Genomic DNA, 16838 nt, shown 5'->3' on the forward strand with positions numbered 1-16838 from the left:
TTTGCGCCCGCCGGGGCAGGCTGGTATCTGTACGCATAACCAGTACTCGCTTGCCATGGCCCCGAAATCACCGTGACTGCCAATCCCCTCGAAGATCCGTTCTATTACCTCAACAACTTCCGCCAGGTGCTTGATTGGCTTGAGCTTCGTTACGCCGATGTCATGAGCGAAGCGGAGCACGGCTTCATCCGCGACTTCAAGGCACTGCCGCGCGGATCCCAGGGGTTGCTGGTGCGGATGGTGATGCGCAAGGGCGTGCATTTTCGCGCCGGCAAGCTGAATTATCCGGAAATCGGCGACATCGCCGAGGCGGCGCAACCACTGCTGGAGCAGGGCTGGCTCGATGAACAGGCGCCGCTGTCGATGGCGGATCTGTTCGAGGTGCTGCTCAAGGCCGAGATCCTGCAAGCCTTTGGCCCGGCCATCGATCAGCCCCGGGGCAAGAAAGTCGACTGGCTGCCGCTGCTGCACGAACAATTCCCCGAGCCCCGCATTTTCCGGCAATGGTGCCCAACGCTGGCGGATCGGCTGTTCAGCCTGACGCTGATGGACCTGTGCGACCGTTTTCGCCTGATGTTCTTCGGCAACCTCTATCAGGACTGGTCGGAGTTCGTGCTCGCCGACCTCGGCATCTTCACCTACGAAAAAGTTGAGTTCAGCGCCGATTCCCGGGGTTTGCGCAGCCGTGCCGACGTCGATGCCTGCCTGTTTCTGCACGACTGCCAGCTGTATTTCGAAGCCGGCGAGCCGTTGGAGCCGATCGTCGAACAGGTCGCGGCGCTGCATTTCGACAACCCGTGGCTGCAACGCCGGCGCGGCAAGCTGTTGTTCCAGATCGGCCAATACTGCGAGCGCCTCGGCGAATTCGCCCTGGCCCTTAAGATCTATCGCGACTGCGCCTATCCCGGCGCACGATTGCGGATGATCCGCGTGCTGGAGCGCAGCGCCGAGTATGCGTTGGCTCTGGAACTGGCGGTCATTGCCGAGCAGGCGCCGGAAACCGCCACCGAACAGCAGGGCTTGCAACGGATATTGCCGCGCCTGCGGCGCAAGCTCGGCGGGCCACCGATCAAACGCACGGCGCCCGGCCTAGTGGAGCGGCTCGATCTGCACCTGCCGCGTATCGATCCGGCATTGTCGGTGGAATATCACGTTCAGGCGCACCTGCACGAAGAAACGGGCCCGGTGCATTACGTGGAAAACAGCCTGATCAATTCATTGTTCGGCCTGCTGTGCTGGCCGGCGATCTTCGCGCCGCTGCCGGGCGCGTTCTTTCACCCGTTCCAGCGCGGGCCGGTGGATCTCCTCAATGAAGACTTCCAGCCCCGACGCGCCGAGCTGTTTCAGGCCTGTCTGGCCCAACTCGACGATGGCCGCTATGCCGACACCATCCGCGCGCGGTTCGCCGCCAAATGGGGCGTGCAGTCGCCGTTCGTGTTCTGGGGCGCGCTCAATGAAGATTTGCTGGAGCAGGCGCTGGCCTGTCTGCCGGCCGAACACCTCAAGCACTGGTTCAGCCGTCTGCTGCTGGACATCAAGGCCAATCGCGCCGGCATGCCCGATCTGATCCAGTTCTGGCCACAGCACAAGACCTACCGGATGATCGAAGTCAAAGGCCCGGGCGATCGCTTGCAGGACAACCAATTGCGCTGGCTGGAGTTCTGCAACACGCACCGGATGCCGGTCGCCGTGTGTTACGTGCAATGGGCGGAGCAGGGCGCTTGAGCTACAGCATCGCGGTGCGGGCGTTATGCGAATTCACCGCGAAAACCGGTGACCTCGACCTGCGCTTCACCCCGTCACCGACCGCGCTGGAGGGGATTGCCGGGCATCGCACCGTGGCGTCCCGGCGCAACGACGCCTACCAGAGCGAAGTGGCGCTGGAGGGCGCATTCGGGCCATTGAAAGTCAAGGGCCGGGCGGACGGCTACGACCCGACGCAGAACTGCCTGGAAGAAGTCAAAACCTACCGCGGCGATTTGAGCAAGCAACCGGCCAATCACCGTTCGCTGCATTGGGCCCAGGCGAAAATCTACGGCTGGTTGATGTGCTGTCGATTGCAACTTGAGCAGATCAATCTGGCGCTGGTGTACTTCGACATCGTCACGGAAAAGGAAACCTGTCTGGTCGAAGCGTTCAGCGCCGATGCGCTGCGGCAGTTCTTCGAACAACAATGCGGTCTGTTCCTGGCGTGGGCCGAACAGGAAATGGCCCACCGCGACGCGCGCAACCGGGCGGCGCAGCAGCTGGGTTTCCCCCATGCCGCGTTTCGCCCCGGCCAGCGTCACCTCGCCGAATCGGTGTTCAAGGCCGTCAGCACCGGCCGCTGCCTGATGGCCCAGGCCCCGACCGGGATCGGCAAGACCCTCGGCACCCTGTTTCCGATGCTCAAGGCGTTGGCGCCGCAGCAACTGGACAAGGTGTACTTCCTCACCGCCAAGACACCCGGCCGCAAACTGGCGCTGGACGCGGCGCAAGTGCTGTTCGATCACAGCGAAACCTTGCCGCTGCGGGTGTTGGAAATGGTCGCCCGGGACAAGGCCTGCGAACACCCGGACAAGGCTTGCCACGGCGAATCCTGCCCGTTGGCCCAGGGCTTTTACGACCGCTTGCCCGCTGCCCGCGAAGCCGCCAGCCAACTACGTCTGCTGGATCAGGCCGCGCTGCGAGACGTCGCGGCGCAGCACGCGGTGTGCCCGTATTATCTGAGCCAGGAAATGGCCCGCTGGGCCGACGTGGTGGTGGCGGACTACAACTATTACTTCGATTTCAGCGCGCTGCTGTTCGGTCTGGCCCAGTTCAATCAATGGAACGTTGCGGTGCTGGTGGACGAGTCGCATAACCTGGTCGAGCGCGGGCGGCAGATGTACAGCTCCACTCTCGATCAGGCGACGCTGGGCAGCGTGCGCAAAACCGCCCCCGAGGCCTTGAAAAAATCGTTGCAGCGGGTCAACCGCGAATGGAACGCCCTGCACAATGACCAGTTGGCGCCGTATCAGGCCTACGACAGGGCGCCGGAAAAACTGTTGCAGGCGCTCTCATCCTGCACGGCGAGCATCGGCGACTACCTCAACGATCACCCGCAAGGGCTCGACAGCGCCTTGCAGAATTTCTATTTCGAAATGCTGCAATTCGGCCGGGTAGCAGAATTGTTCGACGCGCATTACCTGTTCGACATCAGCAAGCGCGACCTCGAGCGCAAACGCCCGCTATCGCAACTGTGTCTGCGCAACGTGGTGCCGGCGGCGTTCATCGGCCCGCGCCTGACGGCGGCGCGCAGCAGCGTGCTGTTTTCCGCAACCCTCAGCCCGCGCCACTATTACGCGGATTTGCTTGGCACCCCTGTCGACACGGTCTGGATCGATGTCGAGTCACCGTTCAGCGCCGAACAATTGCAGGTGCAGATCGTCAGCCGGATTTCCACGCGTTTCACGCACCGGCAAGCGTCGCTGGAACCGATTGTCGAGCTGATCGCCCGCCAGTTCAGCGAACGCCCGGGCAACTATCTGGCGTTCTTCAGCAGTTTCGATTACCTGCAACAGGTCGCGCAGCTGCTGGCCGAGCGGCACCCGCACATCACCCGCTGGCAGCAATCCCGGGGCATGACCGAAGGCGCGCGGCAGGACTTTCTCGATCAATTCACCGCCCACAGCCAGGGCGTCGGTTTTGCCGTGCTCGGCGGCGCGTTCGGTGAAGGCATCGATCTGCCCGGCGCACGGCTGATCGGTGCATTCATCGCCACCCTCGGGCTGGCCCAGCTCAACCCGGTCAATGAACAGATGAAGCGGCGCATGGCCGCGATCTTCGGCGCCGGTTACGACTACACCTATCTGTTCCCCGGCGTGCAGAAAGTGGTACAGGCCGCCGGACGGGTGATCCGCACCCAGCAGGATCGCGGCGTGGTGATGCTGATCGATGACCGCTTTGCCGAAAGCCGGATCCGCCAATTGCTGCCGCGCTGGTGGTCGCTGGAGGGGAGTGAATGCGCAGGAAACCTGTCGGGTTGACGTACGTTTCCGGGAATTTGAACAGGGTGATTTCCATCGTTAACTGTAGGATTAATTCCCATACAAAACAGTGATATATGTTGTAAATATCTTGTCTTTGATGAAGTCCGAAAACCGGTCTTTAGTCAAAGGACCGGCCACCGGTATCCCTCAAGACGAGATAAGGAAATCACTGCATGTCTGTCGCCGCTGCCTACCACTACACCTACACGCCAGAGCAGGTCACTGCCGCTTTCGACACCCTCAGCCCAACGCTGTTTTCCGCAGTAACAGCCGAGACCACACCCCGGATGCTGGTCACTGCCGGCGTGCAAAGTTCGGGCAAAACCTACCTGCTGGAAAAAAGCCTGCTGCCTTCCGGTCGCTATCAAAACCATGTTCGCCTCTACCTTCCCCAGTATCGGGAGAGGCATCCGCAATATGAGGAAATGATCAAAATCGGCGTATTGCATGCCTACGAACACACAGAGACTTTCGTCCGCGATCTGTGCCAGAAGATTTTCGAAAGAGCCTTCAGGGAAAAACTCAACATCATTCTGGAGTGCGCATTCGACACCATTCAATTTGCCGCCTTGCCTGAATACGCCGCCAGCGCCGGCTATCAGCTGGAAGTGCACGTGGTCGCCTGCAACTATCCCTTTGCCTTTATTTCAGGTGTCCAACGTGGGTTCAAAAGCCTCGAAAAGGGCGAGCTTGAGCGTTTCGTCAAACCGTCGGCGCTGAAATCCAGCCTGGGTAATGCTCATGCGGTGCTGTACACACTGGAGTCGGTGGCCAGAAAAATCAGCGGCTCGCAGATTTTCCTGTACGAGCGCGGGCTGGGTGCCTTGCAGGATCGGATCCTGCGCGCGCACAGCACATACACCCTGGACACCCAGCACAAGCTTTCCATTACCTCGACATCCACGCCTTACAGTTACGAGGCCTATGAGCGCATTTTCAGCAAATCGGTCAATGGCGAAAACGAGCGTAATGAAATGGTCAGGGAGTGCCACCTGGCCTTGTCCAAGGCAACGCAATACGCGACGCAGGTACCGGATTTCCTCTTCAATGCGCTTTACGCAAGGATCATCAGATATGTCCAGCGATGAGCTGCTGCCCCTTGCCTGGCCCGGTATGCTTTTGCGGCTTTCCAAACCGCCGGTTTGACGCATACTCCAGTCATTGAAAACCTGCTTTGAGCCAAGCCTGATGAGCGAGAACAAGAAGTCCGCTGCAATCGAAGACATGCGCTTTCGTTTGCTGATCGATGCGGTCGTCGATTATGCGATCTACATGATCGACCCCGAGGGGATCATTACCAGCTGGAACTCCGGCGCCAAGCGCTTCAAGGGATATGAAGAGGCGGAGATCCTCGGCGAACACTTTTCCCGGTTCTACACCGATGAAGACCGTGCCAACGGTTTGCCGCAGCGGGCACTCGACACGGCGATCCGCGAAGGCCGGTTCGAGGGTGAAGGCTGGCGGGTACGCAAGGACGGCACGCATTTCTGGTGCCACGTGGTGATCGATCCGATTTTCAGCCCGGGCGGGCAACTGCTCGGGTTTGCCAAGATCACCCGCGACCTGACCGACCGCAAAATGGCCGAAGAAACCCTCAAGCAGAGCGAACAGCAGTTTCGCCTGCTGGTGCAGGGCGTCACCGACTATGCGATCTACATGCTCAGCCCCGAAGGCCGGGTGACCAACTGGAATCCCGGCGCGCAGCGGATCAAGGGTTACAAGCCGGATGAGGTCATCGGCAAGCATTTCTCGATGTTCTACACCCCGGAAGACCGTGACGCCGGTGAACCCCAGCGCGCCCTGGAAACTGCGGTGCGCGAGGGCCGTTTCGAGAACAAGAGCTGGCGCCTGCGCAAGGACGGCACGCGGTTTCTGGCCCATGTGGTGGTCGATGCGATTCGCGGCGACACCGGCACTTTGCTCGGTTTTGCCAAGATTACCCGCGACGTCACCGAGGCTACCCAGGCGCAACAGGCCCTGGAAAAAACCCGTGAAGCGCTGTTCCAGGCGCAGAAAGTGCAGGCTATCGGCCAACTCAGCGGCGGTATCGCCCACGACTTCAACAATCTGCTGACGGTGATCCTCGGCAACCTGGAAATCGTGCGCAAACGCCTGGGCGATGACCCGAAAGTCAGCCGTCTGCTGGAGAACGCCACCCAGGGCGCCTTGCGCGGCGTGTCGCTGACCCAGCGCATGCTGGCTTTTGCCCGGCGTCAGGAGCTCAAGACCGAACCGATCGAAATCCCGAAACTGGTGCAGGGCATCACCGGGCTGTTGCGCAGTTCACTGGGGCCGGGGATCCGCATCGAAACGCAGTTTCCCGAAGACCTGCAAGCGGTGCTGGCCGACAGCAACCAACTCGAACTGGCGGTGCTCAATCTGGCGACCAATGCCCGTGATGCCATGCCCGAAGGAGGCAACGTCACGATCAGTGCCGAGCCCGAAGTGGTGCTCGAACAGAACGACACAAGCCTGGCAGCTGGGCGCTACGTGTGCCTGAGGGTCACCGATACCGGTGAAGGCATGGACGCCGCCACCTTGGCGTCGGCGAGCGATCCGTTTTTCACCACCAAGGGCTTGGGCAAGGGCACCGGTCTGGGATTGTCGATGGTCCAGGGTTTCATCGAACAACTGGGTGGCCGCTTCATTCTGAAAAGTACAAAGGGGCAGGGCACCACCGCTGAACTGTGGTTGCCGGTGGCCGTCGACGGTGTTGTCGCCAAACCGCTTGGTCCGATGGTGTCCACCGATACGGTGCCGCGCCTCAGCGTGCTGGTGGTGGACGACGACAGTCTGGTGCGCACCAGCACGGTCCTGCTGCTGGAAGACCTCGGCCACCGGGTGGTCAGCGCCGCCTCCGGTGCACAGGCGCTTGAGCTGTTCGATCAGGGCGAGGTCATCGACCTGATGATCACCGACATGGCCATGCCGCAGATGAGCGGCGCGCAACTGGCTCACGCCGTGCGCCTGCTCAAGCCGGATCTGCCGATCATCCTCGCGACCGGTTATGCCGAGCGCCTCGAAGGTTTTGCAGCAGGGCTGCCGCGGCTGTCGAAACCGTTCAATCAACTGAATCTGGTGGAGATCATTGCCCAGTCGATAAAGTGAACCGGAGGCACAATCGGGCTGAACTTGTCCGAGACGTGGCGCCTCAAAACGCTTTGTTTCGGAGCGTTCCATCGTGCCACGCATATTGACCCAACCGACCGCCGAAGAGACCCTCAACGAACATAACGCCAAAATGTTCGGTTCACCCAAGGAACGGCTGGATTTCTACCGACGGGAAATCCAGTACGAAACCAGCATCCTGGCCAACCGCACCGATGCGTACCTGGCCGCGCAATCGTTTCTGGTGATTGCCTTCGCGTCCTGCATGGCCAACCTCAACCCCGAGTGGGGCAAGTTGTTCACCCTGGTGGTGCCACCGTTCCTGGCCTTGCTCGGCCTGCTCAGTTCGCTCAATGCCTGGCCGGGGATTCGTGCCGCCTACGACATCATCGATCATTGGCATTTCAAGCAGAGTGAATTGCTGCGCAGCGAACCCCTGATGGGTCTGGCTTATGACGAATCGCCGCTGTTCAGCGAAATGGAGTCGAGCCACAAGGGGTATCGCAAGTCACTGCTGTTTTCCATTCGTACGCCGTGGATCTTTGCAACATTCTGGATGTTGCTCGGCACTTATGCCTTCTACATTCAGGTGACCAACCCGGGAGGCTGAAACACCACCGCGTTCAACGGCCATCTCGTTTAGGATTGACCGGTTTTTTACGCCGCTCGTAGCGGGCAAGAATCGGCTGGGTGCTGATGCCGTGCAGCAGAATGCTCAGCGCCACCACCGACAGGGTCAGGTCGGTACACAGCGTGCCCACGCTGTCGCCCAGCCCATGGTTCAGCGCATAGAAGAGGTAGAACAGACTGCCGATGCCACGAATGCCGAACCAGCCGATCAATAACCGTTGGCGCCCAGCCAATAACGATCCCCACGGCATCAAAGCCACGCAGGCAGGGCGAATGAAACAGAACAGCACGCCGCCGACCAGCAGCGCCCGCCAGTCCCAGTGACTGACCAGCACCACGCCCAGCAGGGTAACCAGAAACACTTCCATCGCCCGCTCGACCAGACCGCCGAAGGCGAGCATGTCGCCCATCATGATGCCGGCGGCCACCTGGCTGTCTTCCAGCCGCTCGGTATCGCCGTGCACCGCCTGCTGCGGCTCGACATTCTGATGACCGACAACCGGTTGCACCATGTGTTCGGCGGGTGGTTGATGGGCGCCGGTGGATTTGACTTCCTCCTGTCGCAAGCCGAGGCCGGCGGCGAATACCGACAGAAAACCGTAGCCACCGATGGATTCAGCCACCACGTAGGCCAGCGCAATCAACGCCAGGGCCAGATAGTCATTCGGGCTCAGAGTGCTGTCATCGTTGCGGATGCGCAGCGAGAGGGTCAGACGACCGATGCCACGGCCCATCCAGTAGCCACAAAGCAACCCGGCCGGAACCGCCCACACAAGGCTGCGCAGTACCCAGTCGGGCCACTCGGCGGCAAACCCTTCACCGTTCAGCAGCAACAGCCCGAGGATCACGAAGGGGAATGCAACGCCGTCGTTGAGCCCGGCCTCGCCGGACAGGCCGAAGCGCACGCTGTCGACGTCCCGCGCATCGTTGACCTGTACCAGCGCTGCGAGCACCGGGTCGGTCGGAGCCAGAATCGCGCCGATCAACAGCGAAGGGCCCCAATTCAGATCCAGGCCAAAATGCAGCAACAGACAGACGCCGATGATCGTCAGCACCATCACCGGACCCGCCAGACCGAATGCAATCCGCCAACGTCTGTCGCGCAATGGCAAACGCAACTTCAAACCGCAGACGAACAGGGAAAACAGCACCGCGACTTCAGTCAGGTGCTCCATCCACAAAGAGGCTTCGTCCAGCGGCAGTTTCAGCAGATCGAGCCCTGCCGGCCCGATGCCCACACCCAGCAGCAGGCAAACAGCCGAGGTCGTTACCGGCATCCAGCGCAGGTACGACGATGTCAGCGCCAGGGTCAGCAGCACGGCACCGAGCACCGCCACCCAGATGATGAAGCTCATGACGCGCGGCCCGTAAGGTCAGTTCGATGCCGCCCCATAACCGGCCTAACCCGCAGTCGTGCGCAGGTATTCCGGCGTCAGCACGTTAAACCAGAGCAGAATCATCGACACCAACAACGTCACCAGCACCAGCAGCGCGACACCCCAGACGCTGGCCGAATACAGCAAACCCTGTTCCTTGCGCTCGTGCATGAAAGTCGGCAGGCCAACGAACAGCAGAAACGTCGAATAGATCGACGCCGCGCCAAGTACCAGCACCGCCAGCCAGCGGCTGGGATACAGGCCGGCGAGCCCGGCGATGAAAAACGGGGTGACGGTGTATGCCGCGAAACCGATGCACTGGTTGAGCGTCGGCCGCGCATCGAAGGTGCGCGACATCCAGCGAATGAATCCGCCAATGATCGCCACGCCGACCACGATGGTGATATAGAGCAGGACACTCAGCTGCAAGGCGCTGGCACTGCTGAGCCTGACGGTTTCCCCCACCGCCAGGCTCCAGCCGACATACGTGGTGCCAATGAACAGGCACACCGCCGGGACGAGGGCGAGCAACAGCAGGTGAGCAAGGTAATGACGCGGGTGGGCCTCTTCTTCGCGGCGGATGTCAGTCCAGGCAAAGTTCGGCTGGGTGAAGAGTTTGATAATAGGCGCAGACATGACGACCTCCTGATCTCTTGCAACCCGAACGGGCCATGAAGGTATGGAGAGGTCGCCTTGTCCAGCGGTTCACTTTTTCTGGCAAGTGGTTCAGAGCATCGGTTTGCCGCCGGTCACGCCATAGCGCTGGCCCGTGATGTAGCTGGCTTCATCAGACGCCAGCAGCACATAGATCGGCGCGACCTCCACCGGCTGGCCGGGGCGGCCGAGTGGCGTTTGCCCGCCAAAGTTCTGCACTTCCTCATCCGGCATGGTCGAGACGATCAGCGGCGTCCAGATCGGCCCCGGTGCCACGCAATTCACGCGGATTTCCCTCGGGCCGAGCATTTGCGCCAGACCACCGGTGAAATTGGCGATGGCGCCTTTGGTGGTGGCGTAGGCGAGCAGGGTGGGCTTGGGCATGTCCGAGTTGATCGAACTGGTGTTGATGATGGAGGAGCCAGGTCCCATGTGTTTGATGGCAGCCTGGCACAGACGGAAGATCGCGGTGATGTTGACGTCGAAGGTCATCACCCATTCGTCGTCGGGAATCTCCTCGAAGGTTTCGTGGGTCATCTGGAAAGCCGCGTTGTTGACCAGCACGTCGATGCGGCCGAAGCGCTCGACGGTTTGATCCACCAACGCTTGGCACTGGGCTTTCTGCGCAATGTCACCGGGCAGCAACAGGCACTGGCGACCGGCCTGTTCGACCCAGCGCGCGGTTTCCTTGGCATCTTCATGTTCATTCAAATAGGCGACCGCCACATCGGCACCTTCGCGGGCGAAGGCAATGGCCACCGCACGGCCGATGCCACTGTCGGCACCGGTGATCAGGGCGATCTTGCCGGCCAACCGGCCGGAGCCGGTGTAGCTTTGCTCGCCGCAATCGGGGTAGGGCTCCATCTTGCGCTGGGAGCCGGGAACCGGCTGCGCCTGTTTCGGGAACGGGGGTTTTGGATAGTCGGTCATCGTCAATCTCCGGGTCTCAGGACAGGTAGGCCGGTTGACCCGGCCCGTCTGCGGTGAGTTCGATCGGATTGACGCTCGGGTTTGCCCTGACTTGATTACCGGGACTCGAGGGCTCGCTCCATCCGCGCAATGCCTTCTTCGAGCATCGAACGCGGGCAACCGAAGTTCAGGCGCACGAACTGCTGGCTGTGGTCGCCAAAATCCAGGCCCGGGCTGAGGCCGACCCGGGCGTGGTCCAGGAAGAACTTCTGCGGATCGTCCAGATCCAGCGCCGAGCAATCGAGCCAGGCCAGATACGTGCCTTGCGGCACATTGAGGGTCACGCCGGGCAAACGGCTGCGCACGGCGTCCACCAGCCAGTCACGGTTGGCTTGCAGATACTGCTTCAGCGCCTCTAGCCACGGACCGGCTTCGCTGTAGGCCACGCGGGTGGCTTCCATGCCCAGCGGGTTGACGCTGTCGACCATGCCGCAACGGGCGTGGTTGACGCGTTCACGCAGGGCGGCGTCCTGGATGATCATGAACGAAGTCTTGAGACCGGCGATGTTGTAGGCCTTGCTCGCCGACATCAAAGTGATGGTGCGGCGGGATATTTCCGGGCTCAGGGACGCAGTCGGAATGTGGACGCGACCGTCGTAGCACAGCTCGGCGTGGATCTCGTCGGAGATGATCCAGGCGTCCTGCGCCACGCAGATGTCCGCTACCGCTTGCAGTTCTTCACGGCCGAAGACTTTGCCGATCGGGTTGTGAGGGTTGCTCAGCAGCAGGGCGCCGCCACCGGTCAGGGATTCACGCAGTGCGTCCAGCGGGGTGGCGTAGGTGCCGTCGGCCTGGGCGTTGAATTCCAGCTCGACCTTGTTCAGGCCCCAATGGCCAGGTGCATGGCGCAGCGGCGGGTAATTCGGGGTTTGCACCACGACGTTCTGCTGCGGTTGCACCAGAGCCTTGAGCGCCATGTTGAAACCCGACTCCACGCCCGGCAGGAAAATCAGTTCTTGGGTTTTGACCCGCCAGGCGAACTTGTTCCAGAGGTCGGCGACGATGGCCTCACGTAGGTTGTCCTGGGCCACGCTGTAGCCCACCAACGGGTGCAGCAGGCGTTGTTGCAGGGCCTCGATAACCACCGGCGGCGCGGCGAAATCCATGTCAGCGACCCACATCGGCAACACGTCGGCCGGATAGCGGCTCCACTTGGTGCTGCCGGTGTCGTGGCGGTCGAATACCTGATCAAAATCGAAAGTCATGCGCGGTCTCTGAGGCGGAGATGGGTCGTGCCGGCGATGATAAACCCCCATCCCCTGTGGGCGCGAACTTGTGACCGATGAATGGCCGACGGTCGGTTTTCACACAAGCGGCGGGAGCTTTGTCTACAGTGAAAAAGTCGGCACTCGTCTGCCGCAACCGTGATTGTCCAGAACAAACCCGGCACCAGTACCGGGTTCCACCTGATCAGGAGTGCACGATGGATCTCAGCCGTCGTCAGTTCTTCAAGGTCGCCGGTATCGGCCTTGCAGGCTCTAGCCTGGGCGCGTTGGGCATGGCCCCGACGCAGGCCTTCGCCGAGCAGGTGCGCCACTTCAAGCTTGCCCACACCCATGAAACCCGCAACACCTGCCCGTATTGCTCGGTCGGTTGCGGCTTGATCATGTACAGCCAGGGCGATGCCGCGAAGAACGTTGCGCAAAACATCATCCATATCGAGGGCGACGCCGACCACCCGGTCAACCGCGGCACTTTGTGCCCGAAAGGCGCCGGTCTGCTGGACTTCATTCACAGCCCCGGCCGCTTGCAGTACCCGCAGGTGCGCAAGCCCGGCAGCAGCGAATGGACCCGGATCACCTGGGACGAAGCCCTCGACCGCGTCGCCGACCTGATGAAGGCCGACCGCGACGCCAATTTCGTCGAACAGAACGCCCAGGGCCAGACGGTCAATCGCTGGCTGACCACCGGTTTCCTCGCAGCGTCGGCAGCGTCCAACGAAGCGGGCTACATCACCCACAAGGTGGTTCGCAGTCTCGGCATGCTGGGGTTCGATAACCAGGCGCGTGTCTGACACGGCCCGACGGTGGCAAGTCTTGCCCCGACGTACGGCCGTGGAGCCATGACCAACACCTGGACCGATATCGCCAACGCGAATCTGATCCTGGTGATGGGTGGCAACGCAGCAGAAGCCCACCCTTGCGGCTTCAAATGGGTGACCGAAGCCAAGGCGCACAACGCCGCGCGGCTGATTGTGGTCGATCCGAGGTTTACCCGGACCGCGTCCGTGGCCGATTACTACGCGCCGATCCGCACCGGCAGCGACATCGCGTTCATGGGCGGGCTGATCAATTACCTGCTGACCGAGGACAAGATCCAGCACGAATACGTGCGCAACTACACCGACGTCTCGTTCATCGTCAAAGCCGGGTTCGGCTTCGAGGACGGGCTGTTCACCGGTTACGACGCGGCCAAACGCAGCTACACCGACAAATCCACCTGGGGTTACGAACTGGGCGAGGACGGCTTCGTCAAAGTCGACCCGAGCCTGCAGGACCCGCGCTGCGTCTATCAACTGATGAAGCAGCATTACAGCCGCTACAACATCGACCTGGCGAGCCAGATCTGCGGCATGCCGGTCGATGCGATGAAAAAGATCTGGGAGGAAATCGCTACTTGCTCGGCACCGGGCAAGACCATGACCATTCTCTACGCGCTGGGCTGGACCCAGCACTCGATCGGCTCGCAGATAATACGCAGCGCAGCGATGGTGCAACTGTTGCTGGGCAACGTCGGCATGCCGGGCGGCGGGGTCAACGCCTTGCGCGGGCACTCGAACATTCAGGGCCTGACAGACCTTGGCCTGCTGTCCAACGCGCTGCCGGGTTACCTGACCCTGCCGACCGACGCCGAGCAGGATTACGCGGCCTACATCCATAAACGCACCCAGGTTCCGTTGCGGCCGGGGCAATTGTCCTACTGGCAGAACTACAGCAAGTTCCACGTCAGCCTGATGAAAGCCTGGTACGGCGCCAATGCCACTGCCGAAAACCAGTGGGCCTACAGCTACTTGCCGAAGCTCGACATCCCCAACTACGACATCCTCAAGGTGTTCGACCTGATGGGGCAGGGCAAGGTCAACGGCTACATGTGCCAGGGCTTCAACCCGATCGCCGCGTTGCCGGACAAGAACCGGGTGATGGCGGCACTGGCCAAACTGAAATGGCTGGTGGTAATGGACCCGCTGGCCACCGAAACCTCGCAGTTCTGGGAAAACGTCGGGCCGTACAACGATGTGAAGAGCGCCGACATCCAGACCGAAGTCATTCGCCTGCCGACCACCTGTTTTGCCGAAGAGGACGGTTCGCTGGTCAACAGCAGCCGCTGGCTGCAATGGCACTGGAAAGGCGCCGATGGCCCCGGCGAGGCGCGCACCGACGTGCACATCATGAGTGCGTTGTTCCTGCGCCTGCGTGAGCGTTATCAGGCCGAGGGCGGCAAATTCGCCGATCCGCTGTTGAAGCTGTCGTGGCCGTACAAGATTGCCGAAGAGCCCTCACCGGAAGAGATCGCCAAAGAGATCAACGGCTACGCCACCACCGATTTCACCGACGCCACCGGCGCGGCGATCAAGGGCAATGCGCAACTGGCCGGGTTCGCCCAGCTCAAGGATGACGGCAGCACCGCGTCCGGCTGCTGGATCTTCTGCGGCAGCTGGACCGAAGCCGGCAACCAGATGGCCCGTCGCGACAACAACGACCCTTACGGCATGCACCAGCATCAGGGCTGGGCGTGGGCCTGGCCGGCCAACCGGCGGATTCTGTACAACCGCGCTTCGGCGGACGTCGCCGGCAAGCCGTGGGATCCGAAAAAACGCCTGGTCTGGTGGAACGGCAAGGCCTGGGGCGGCACCGATGTGCCGGACTACAAGGCCGACGTGCCGCCGGAAGCCGGGATGAACCCGTTCATCATGAACCCCGAAGGTGTGGCGCGGTTCTTCGCCGTCGACAAGATGAACGAAGGGCCATTCCCCGAGCACTACGAGCCGTTCGAAACGCCGATCGGCATCAACCCGCTGCACCCGGACAACAAGAAAGCCACCAGCAACCCGGCGGCGCGGATCTTCGATTCGGTGTGGGACAGCCTAGGCGTAGCCAAGGATTACCCGCATGCAGCGACCAGCTACCGGCTGACCGAGCATTTCCACTTCTGGAGCAAGCACTGCAAGTTGAACGCGATTGCCCAACCCGAGCAGTTCGTGGAAATCGGCGAAGTGCTGGCCAAGGAGAAGGGCATCGCTGCCGGCGATCGGGTGCGCGTGAGCAGCAAACGCGGGTTCATTGAAGCGGTGGCGGTGGTGACGAAAAGGATCCGGCCGTTGCAGGTCAACAACCAGGTGGTGCACCAGATCGGCATTCCGCTGCACTGGGGTTTCACCGGCCTGACGCGCCACGGTTACCTGACCAACACCCTGGTGCCGTTCCTCGGCGATGGCAATACCCAGACCCCGGAATCCAAGTCATTCCTGGTCAACGTGGAGAAGCTCTGATGGAGAATCTTTAGATGGCCAGCCAAGACATCATCGCCCGCTCGGCCACCACCACGCCGGCGCCTTCGATACGCGGCCAGGAACAGGTGGCCAAGCTGATCGACACCACCAAATGCATCGGTTGCAAGGCCTGTCAGGTCGCGTGCTCGGAATGGAACGAACTGCGCGACGAGGTCGGCCACAACCACGGCACCTACGACAATCCGCAGGATCTGAGCGCCGATTCATGGACGCTGATGCGCTTCACCGAGCACGAAACCGACGCCGGCAACCTCGAATGGCTGATCCGCAAGGACGGCTGCATGCACTGCGCCGAGCCCGGATGCCTGGCGGCGTGCCCAAGCCCTGGGGCGATCATCAAGCACGCCAACGGCATCGTCGATTTCGATCAGGACCACTGCATCGGCTGCGGTTATTGCATCACCGGCTGCCCGTTCAACATCCCGCGCATTTCGCAGAAGGATCACAAGGCCTACAAATGCACGCTGTGTTCGGACCGGGTGGCGGTGGGGCTGGAACCGGCCTGCGTAAAAACCTGCCCGACCGGGGCCATCGTGTTCGGCACCAAGGACGACATGAAGACCCATGCCGCCGAACGCATCGTCGACCTGAAAAGCCGTGGCTTCGACAACGCCGGCCTGTATGACCCGGAAGGCGTCGGCGGCACCCACGTCATGTACGTGCTGCACCACGCCGACACCCCGAAAATCTACGCCGGCCTGCCGGACAACCCCGAGATCAGCCCGCTGGTGGGCTTGTGGAAAGGCATCAGCAAACCGCTGGGCCTGCTGGCCATGGGCGCGGCGGTGCTGGCCGGGTTCTTCCATTACGTGCGGATCGGCCCGAACCGGGTCGAGGAAGATGAACATCCCGATCCGCCCGACACCTCGGTGCACGTCGTCGACCCGGCGGTGCACACCTTCGACCCACGCGGGGAGGGCCGGCCATGAGCAACAAGACGATCCTGCGCTACACCGCCAACCAGCGCACCAACCATTGGCTGGTGGCGATCCTGTTCTTCATGGCCGGGCTGTCGGGGCTGGCGCTGTTTCATCCGTCGATGTTCTGGCTGACCAATCTGTTCGGCGGCGGGCCGTGGACGCGGATCCTGCACCCGTTCATGGGCGTGCTGATGTTCGTGTTCTTCCTCGGCCTGGTATTTCGCTTCTGGCGCTCGAACTTCTTTATCGACAACGACTGGAAATGGCTGCGACGCATCGACCGGGTGCTGGTCAACGACGAGGAGACCGTGCCGGCGGTGGGCAAATACAACGCCGGGCAAAAGCTGCTGTTCTGGACTTTACTGCTGTGCATGCTCGGATTGCTGTTCACGGGATTGGTGATCTGGCGCGCGTATTTCAGTCATTACTTCGGCATCACCACGATCCGATGGGCGATGTTGCTGCACGCTCTGGCGGGGTTTGTGCTGATCCTGAGCATCATCGTGCACATCTACGCCGGGATCTGGATCAAGGGTTCGGTGGACGCGATGATGCACGGCTGGGTCAGCCGCGCCTGGGCCAGGAAACACCATGCACTCTGGTATCGCGAGGTGGACAGCAAAGATCCGCCAGAGCGACCGGTCACGAAAAAGGGCTGACA

At 61.5% G+C, this 16838-nt stretch carries 12 protein-coding genes; 8 read left to right on the forward strand and 4 right to left on the reverse strand.

All coding sequences use genetic code 11. The features are described 5' to 3' along the window. Window positions 1-72 precede the first annotated feature (72 nt). From AC07XZ_RS05985 to AC07XZ_RS06005, 5 genes are all read left to right on the forward strand, one after another. On the forward strand, window positions 73-1725 hold the full coding sequence (locus tag AC07XZ_RS05985) for a VRR-NUC domain-containing protein (protein ID WP_102686183.1): 1653 nt from the start codon (window positions 73-75) through the stop codon (window positions 1723-1725). Further along, entirely contained in the window at window positions 1722-4007 is a 2286-nt protein-coding gene (locus AC07XZ_RS05990) for an ATP-dependent DNA helicase (protein ID WP_102686182.1), read from the forward strand. Before AC07XZ_RS05985 ends, AC07XZ_RS05990 begins: the two co-directional genes overlap by 4 nt. A 176-nt stretch (window positions 4008-4183) precedes the next feature. Next, window positions 4184-5098 (forward strand): zeta toxin family protein, encoded by a 915-nt coding sequence (locus AC07XZ_RS05995; protein ID WP_085745712.1) that lies wholly within the window; start codon window positions 4184-4186, stop codon window positions 5096-5098. A gap of 100 nt (window positions 5099-5198) precedes the next feature. Next, on the forward strand, window positions 5199-7118 hold the full coding sequence (locus AC07XZ_RS06000) for a hybrid sensor histidine kinase/response regulator (RefSeq protein ID WP_085745711.1): 1920 nt from the start codon (window positions 5199-5201) through the stop codon (window positions 7116-7118). A 73-nt stretch (window positions 7119-7191) separates the two neighbouring features. After that, on the forward strand, window positions 7192-7728 hold the full coding sequence (locus AC07XZ_RS06005; protein ID WP_102686181.1) for a hypothetical protein: 537 nt from the start codon (window positions 7192-7194) through the stop codon (window positions 7726-7728). 13 nt (window positions 7729-7741) lie between these two features. Here AC07XZ_RS06005 and AC07XZ_RS06010 read toward each other — a convergent pair whose 3' ends face one another. The 4 genes from AC07XZ_RS06010 to AC07XZ_RS06025 form a co-directional block, all read right to left on the reverse strand. Further along, window positions 7742-9103 carry a cation:proton antiporter gene (locus tag AC07XZ_RS06010; RefSeq protein ID WP_102686180.1) on the reverse strand — a complete coding sequence of 454 codons (1362 nt, stop codon included), beginning with the start codon at window positions 9101-9103 and terminating at the stop codon, window positions 7742-7744. Between the two features lie 45 nt (window positions 9104-9148). Beyond that, the gene (locus AC07XZ_RS06015; RefSeq protein ID WP_085610274.1) at window positions 9149-9760 is read right to left on the reverse strand and encodes a Yip1 family protein; all 612 of its coding nucleotides are present in this window, start codon (window positions 9758-9760) and stop codon (window positions 9149-9151) included. A gap of 90 nt (window positions 9761-9850) precedes the next feature. Continuing rightward, window positions 9851-10708 (reverse strand): glucose 1-dehydrogenase, encoded by an 858-nt coding sequence (locus AC07XZ_RS06020; RefSeq protein ID WP_102686179.1) that lies wholly within the window; start codon window positions 10706-10708, stop codon window positions 9851-9853. 95 nt (window positions 10709-10803) lie between these two features. Further along, window positions 10804-11952: a MalY/PatB family protein gene (locus tag AC07XZ_RS06025; RefSeq protein ID WP_102686178.1), complete on the reverse strand. Its 1149-nt coding sequence runs from the start codon at window positions 11950-11952 to the stop codon at window positions 10804-10806. A gap of 218 nt (window positions 11953-12170) precedes the next feature. On the opposite strand from AC07XZ_RS06025, the gene fdnG reads away from it, so the two are divergent. The 3 genes from fdnG to AC07XZ_RS06040 are packed head-to-tail and all read left to right on the forward strand — an operon-like array spanning window position 12171 to window position 16836. Then, window positions 12171-15236: a formate dehydrogenase-N subunit alpha gene (fdnG, locus tag AC07XZ_RS06030; protein WP_146024010.1), complete on the forward strand. Its 3066-nt coding sequence runs from the start codon at window positions 12171-12173 to the stop codon at window positions 15234-15236. 14 nt (window positions 15237-15250) lie between these two features. Then, window positions 15251-16186 carry a formate dehydrogenase subunit beta gene (gene fdxH, locus AC07XZ_RS06035; protein WP_102686176.1) on the forward strand — a complete coding sequence of 312 codons (936 nt, stop codon included), beginning with the start codon at window positions 15251-15253 and terminating at the stop codon, window positions 16184-16186. Then, window positions 16183-16836, forward strand: coding sequence for a formate dehydrogenase subunit gamma (locus AC07XZ_RS06040; RefSeq protein ID WP_102686175.1), 654 nt, complete (start codon window positions 16183-16185; stop codon window positions 16834-16836). The genes fdxH and AC07XZ_RS06040 overlap by 4 nt, the downstream gene beginning before the upstream one ends. Window positions 16837-16838 lie beyond the last annotated feature (2 nt).

This window comes from Pseudomonas sp. GW458-11-26-14-LB4, from assembly GCF_059423925.1.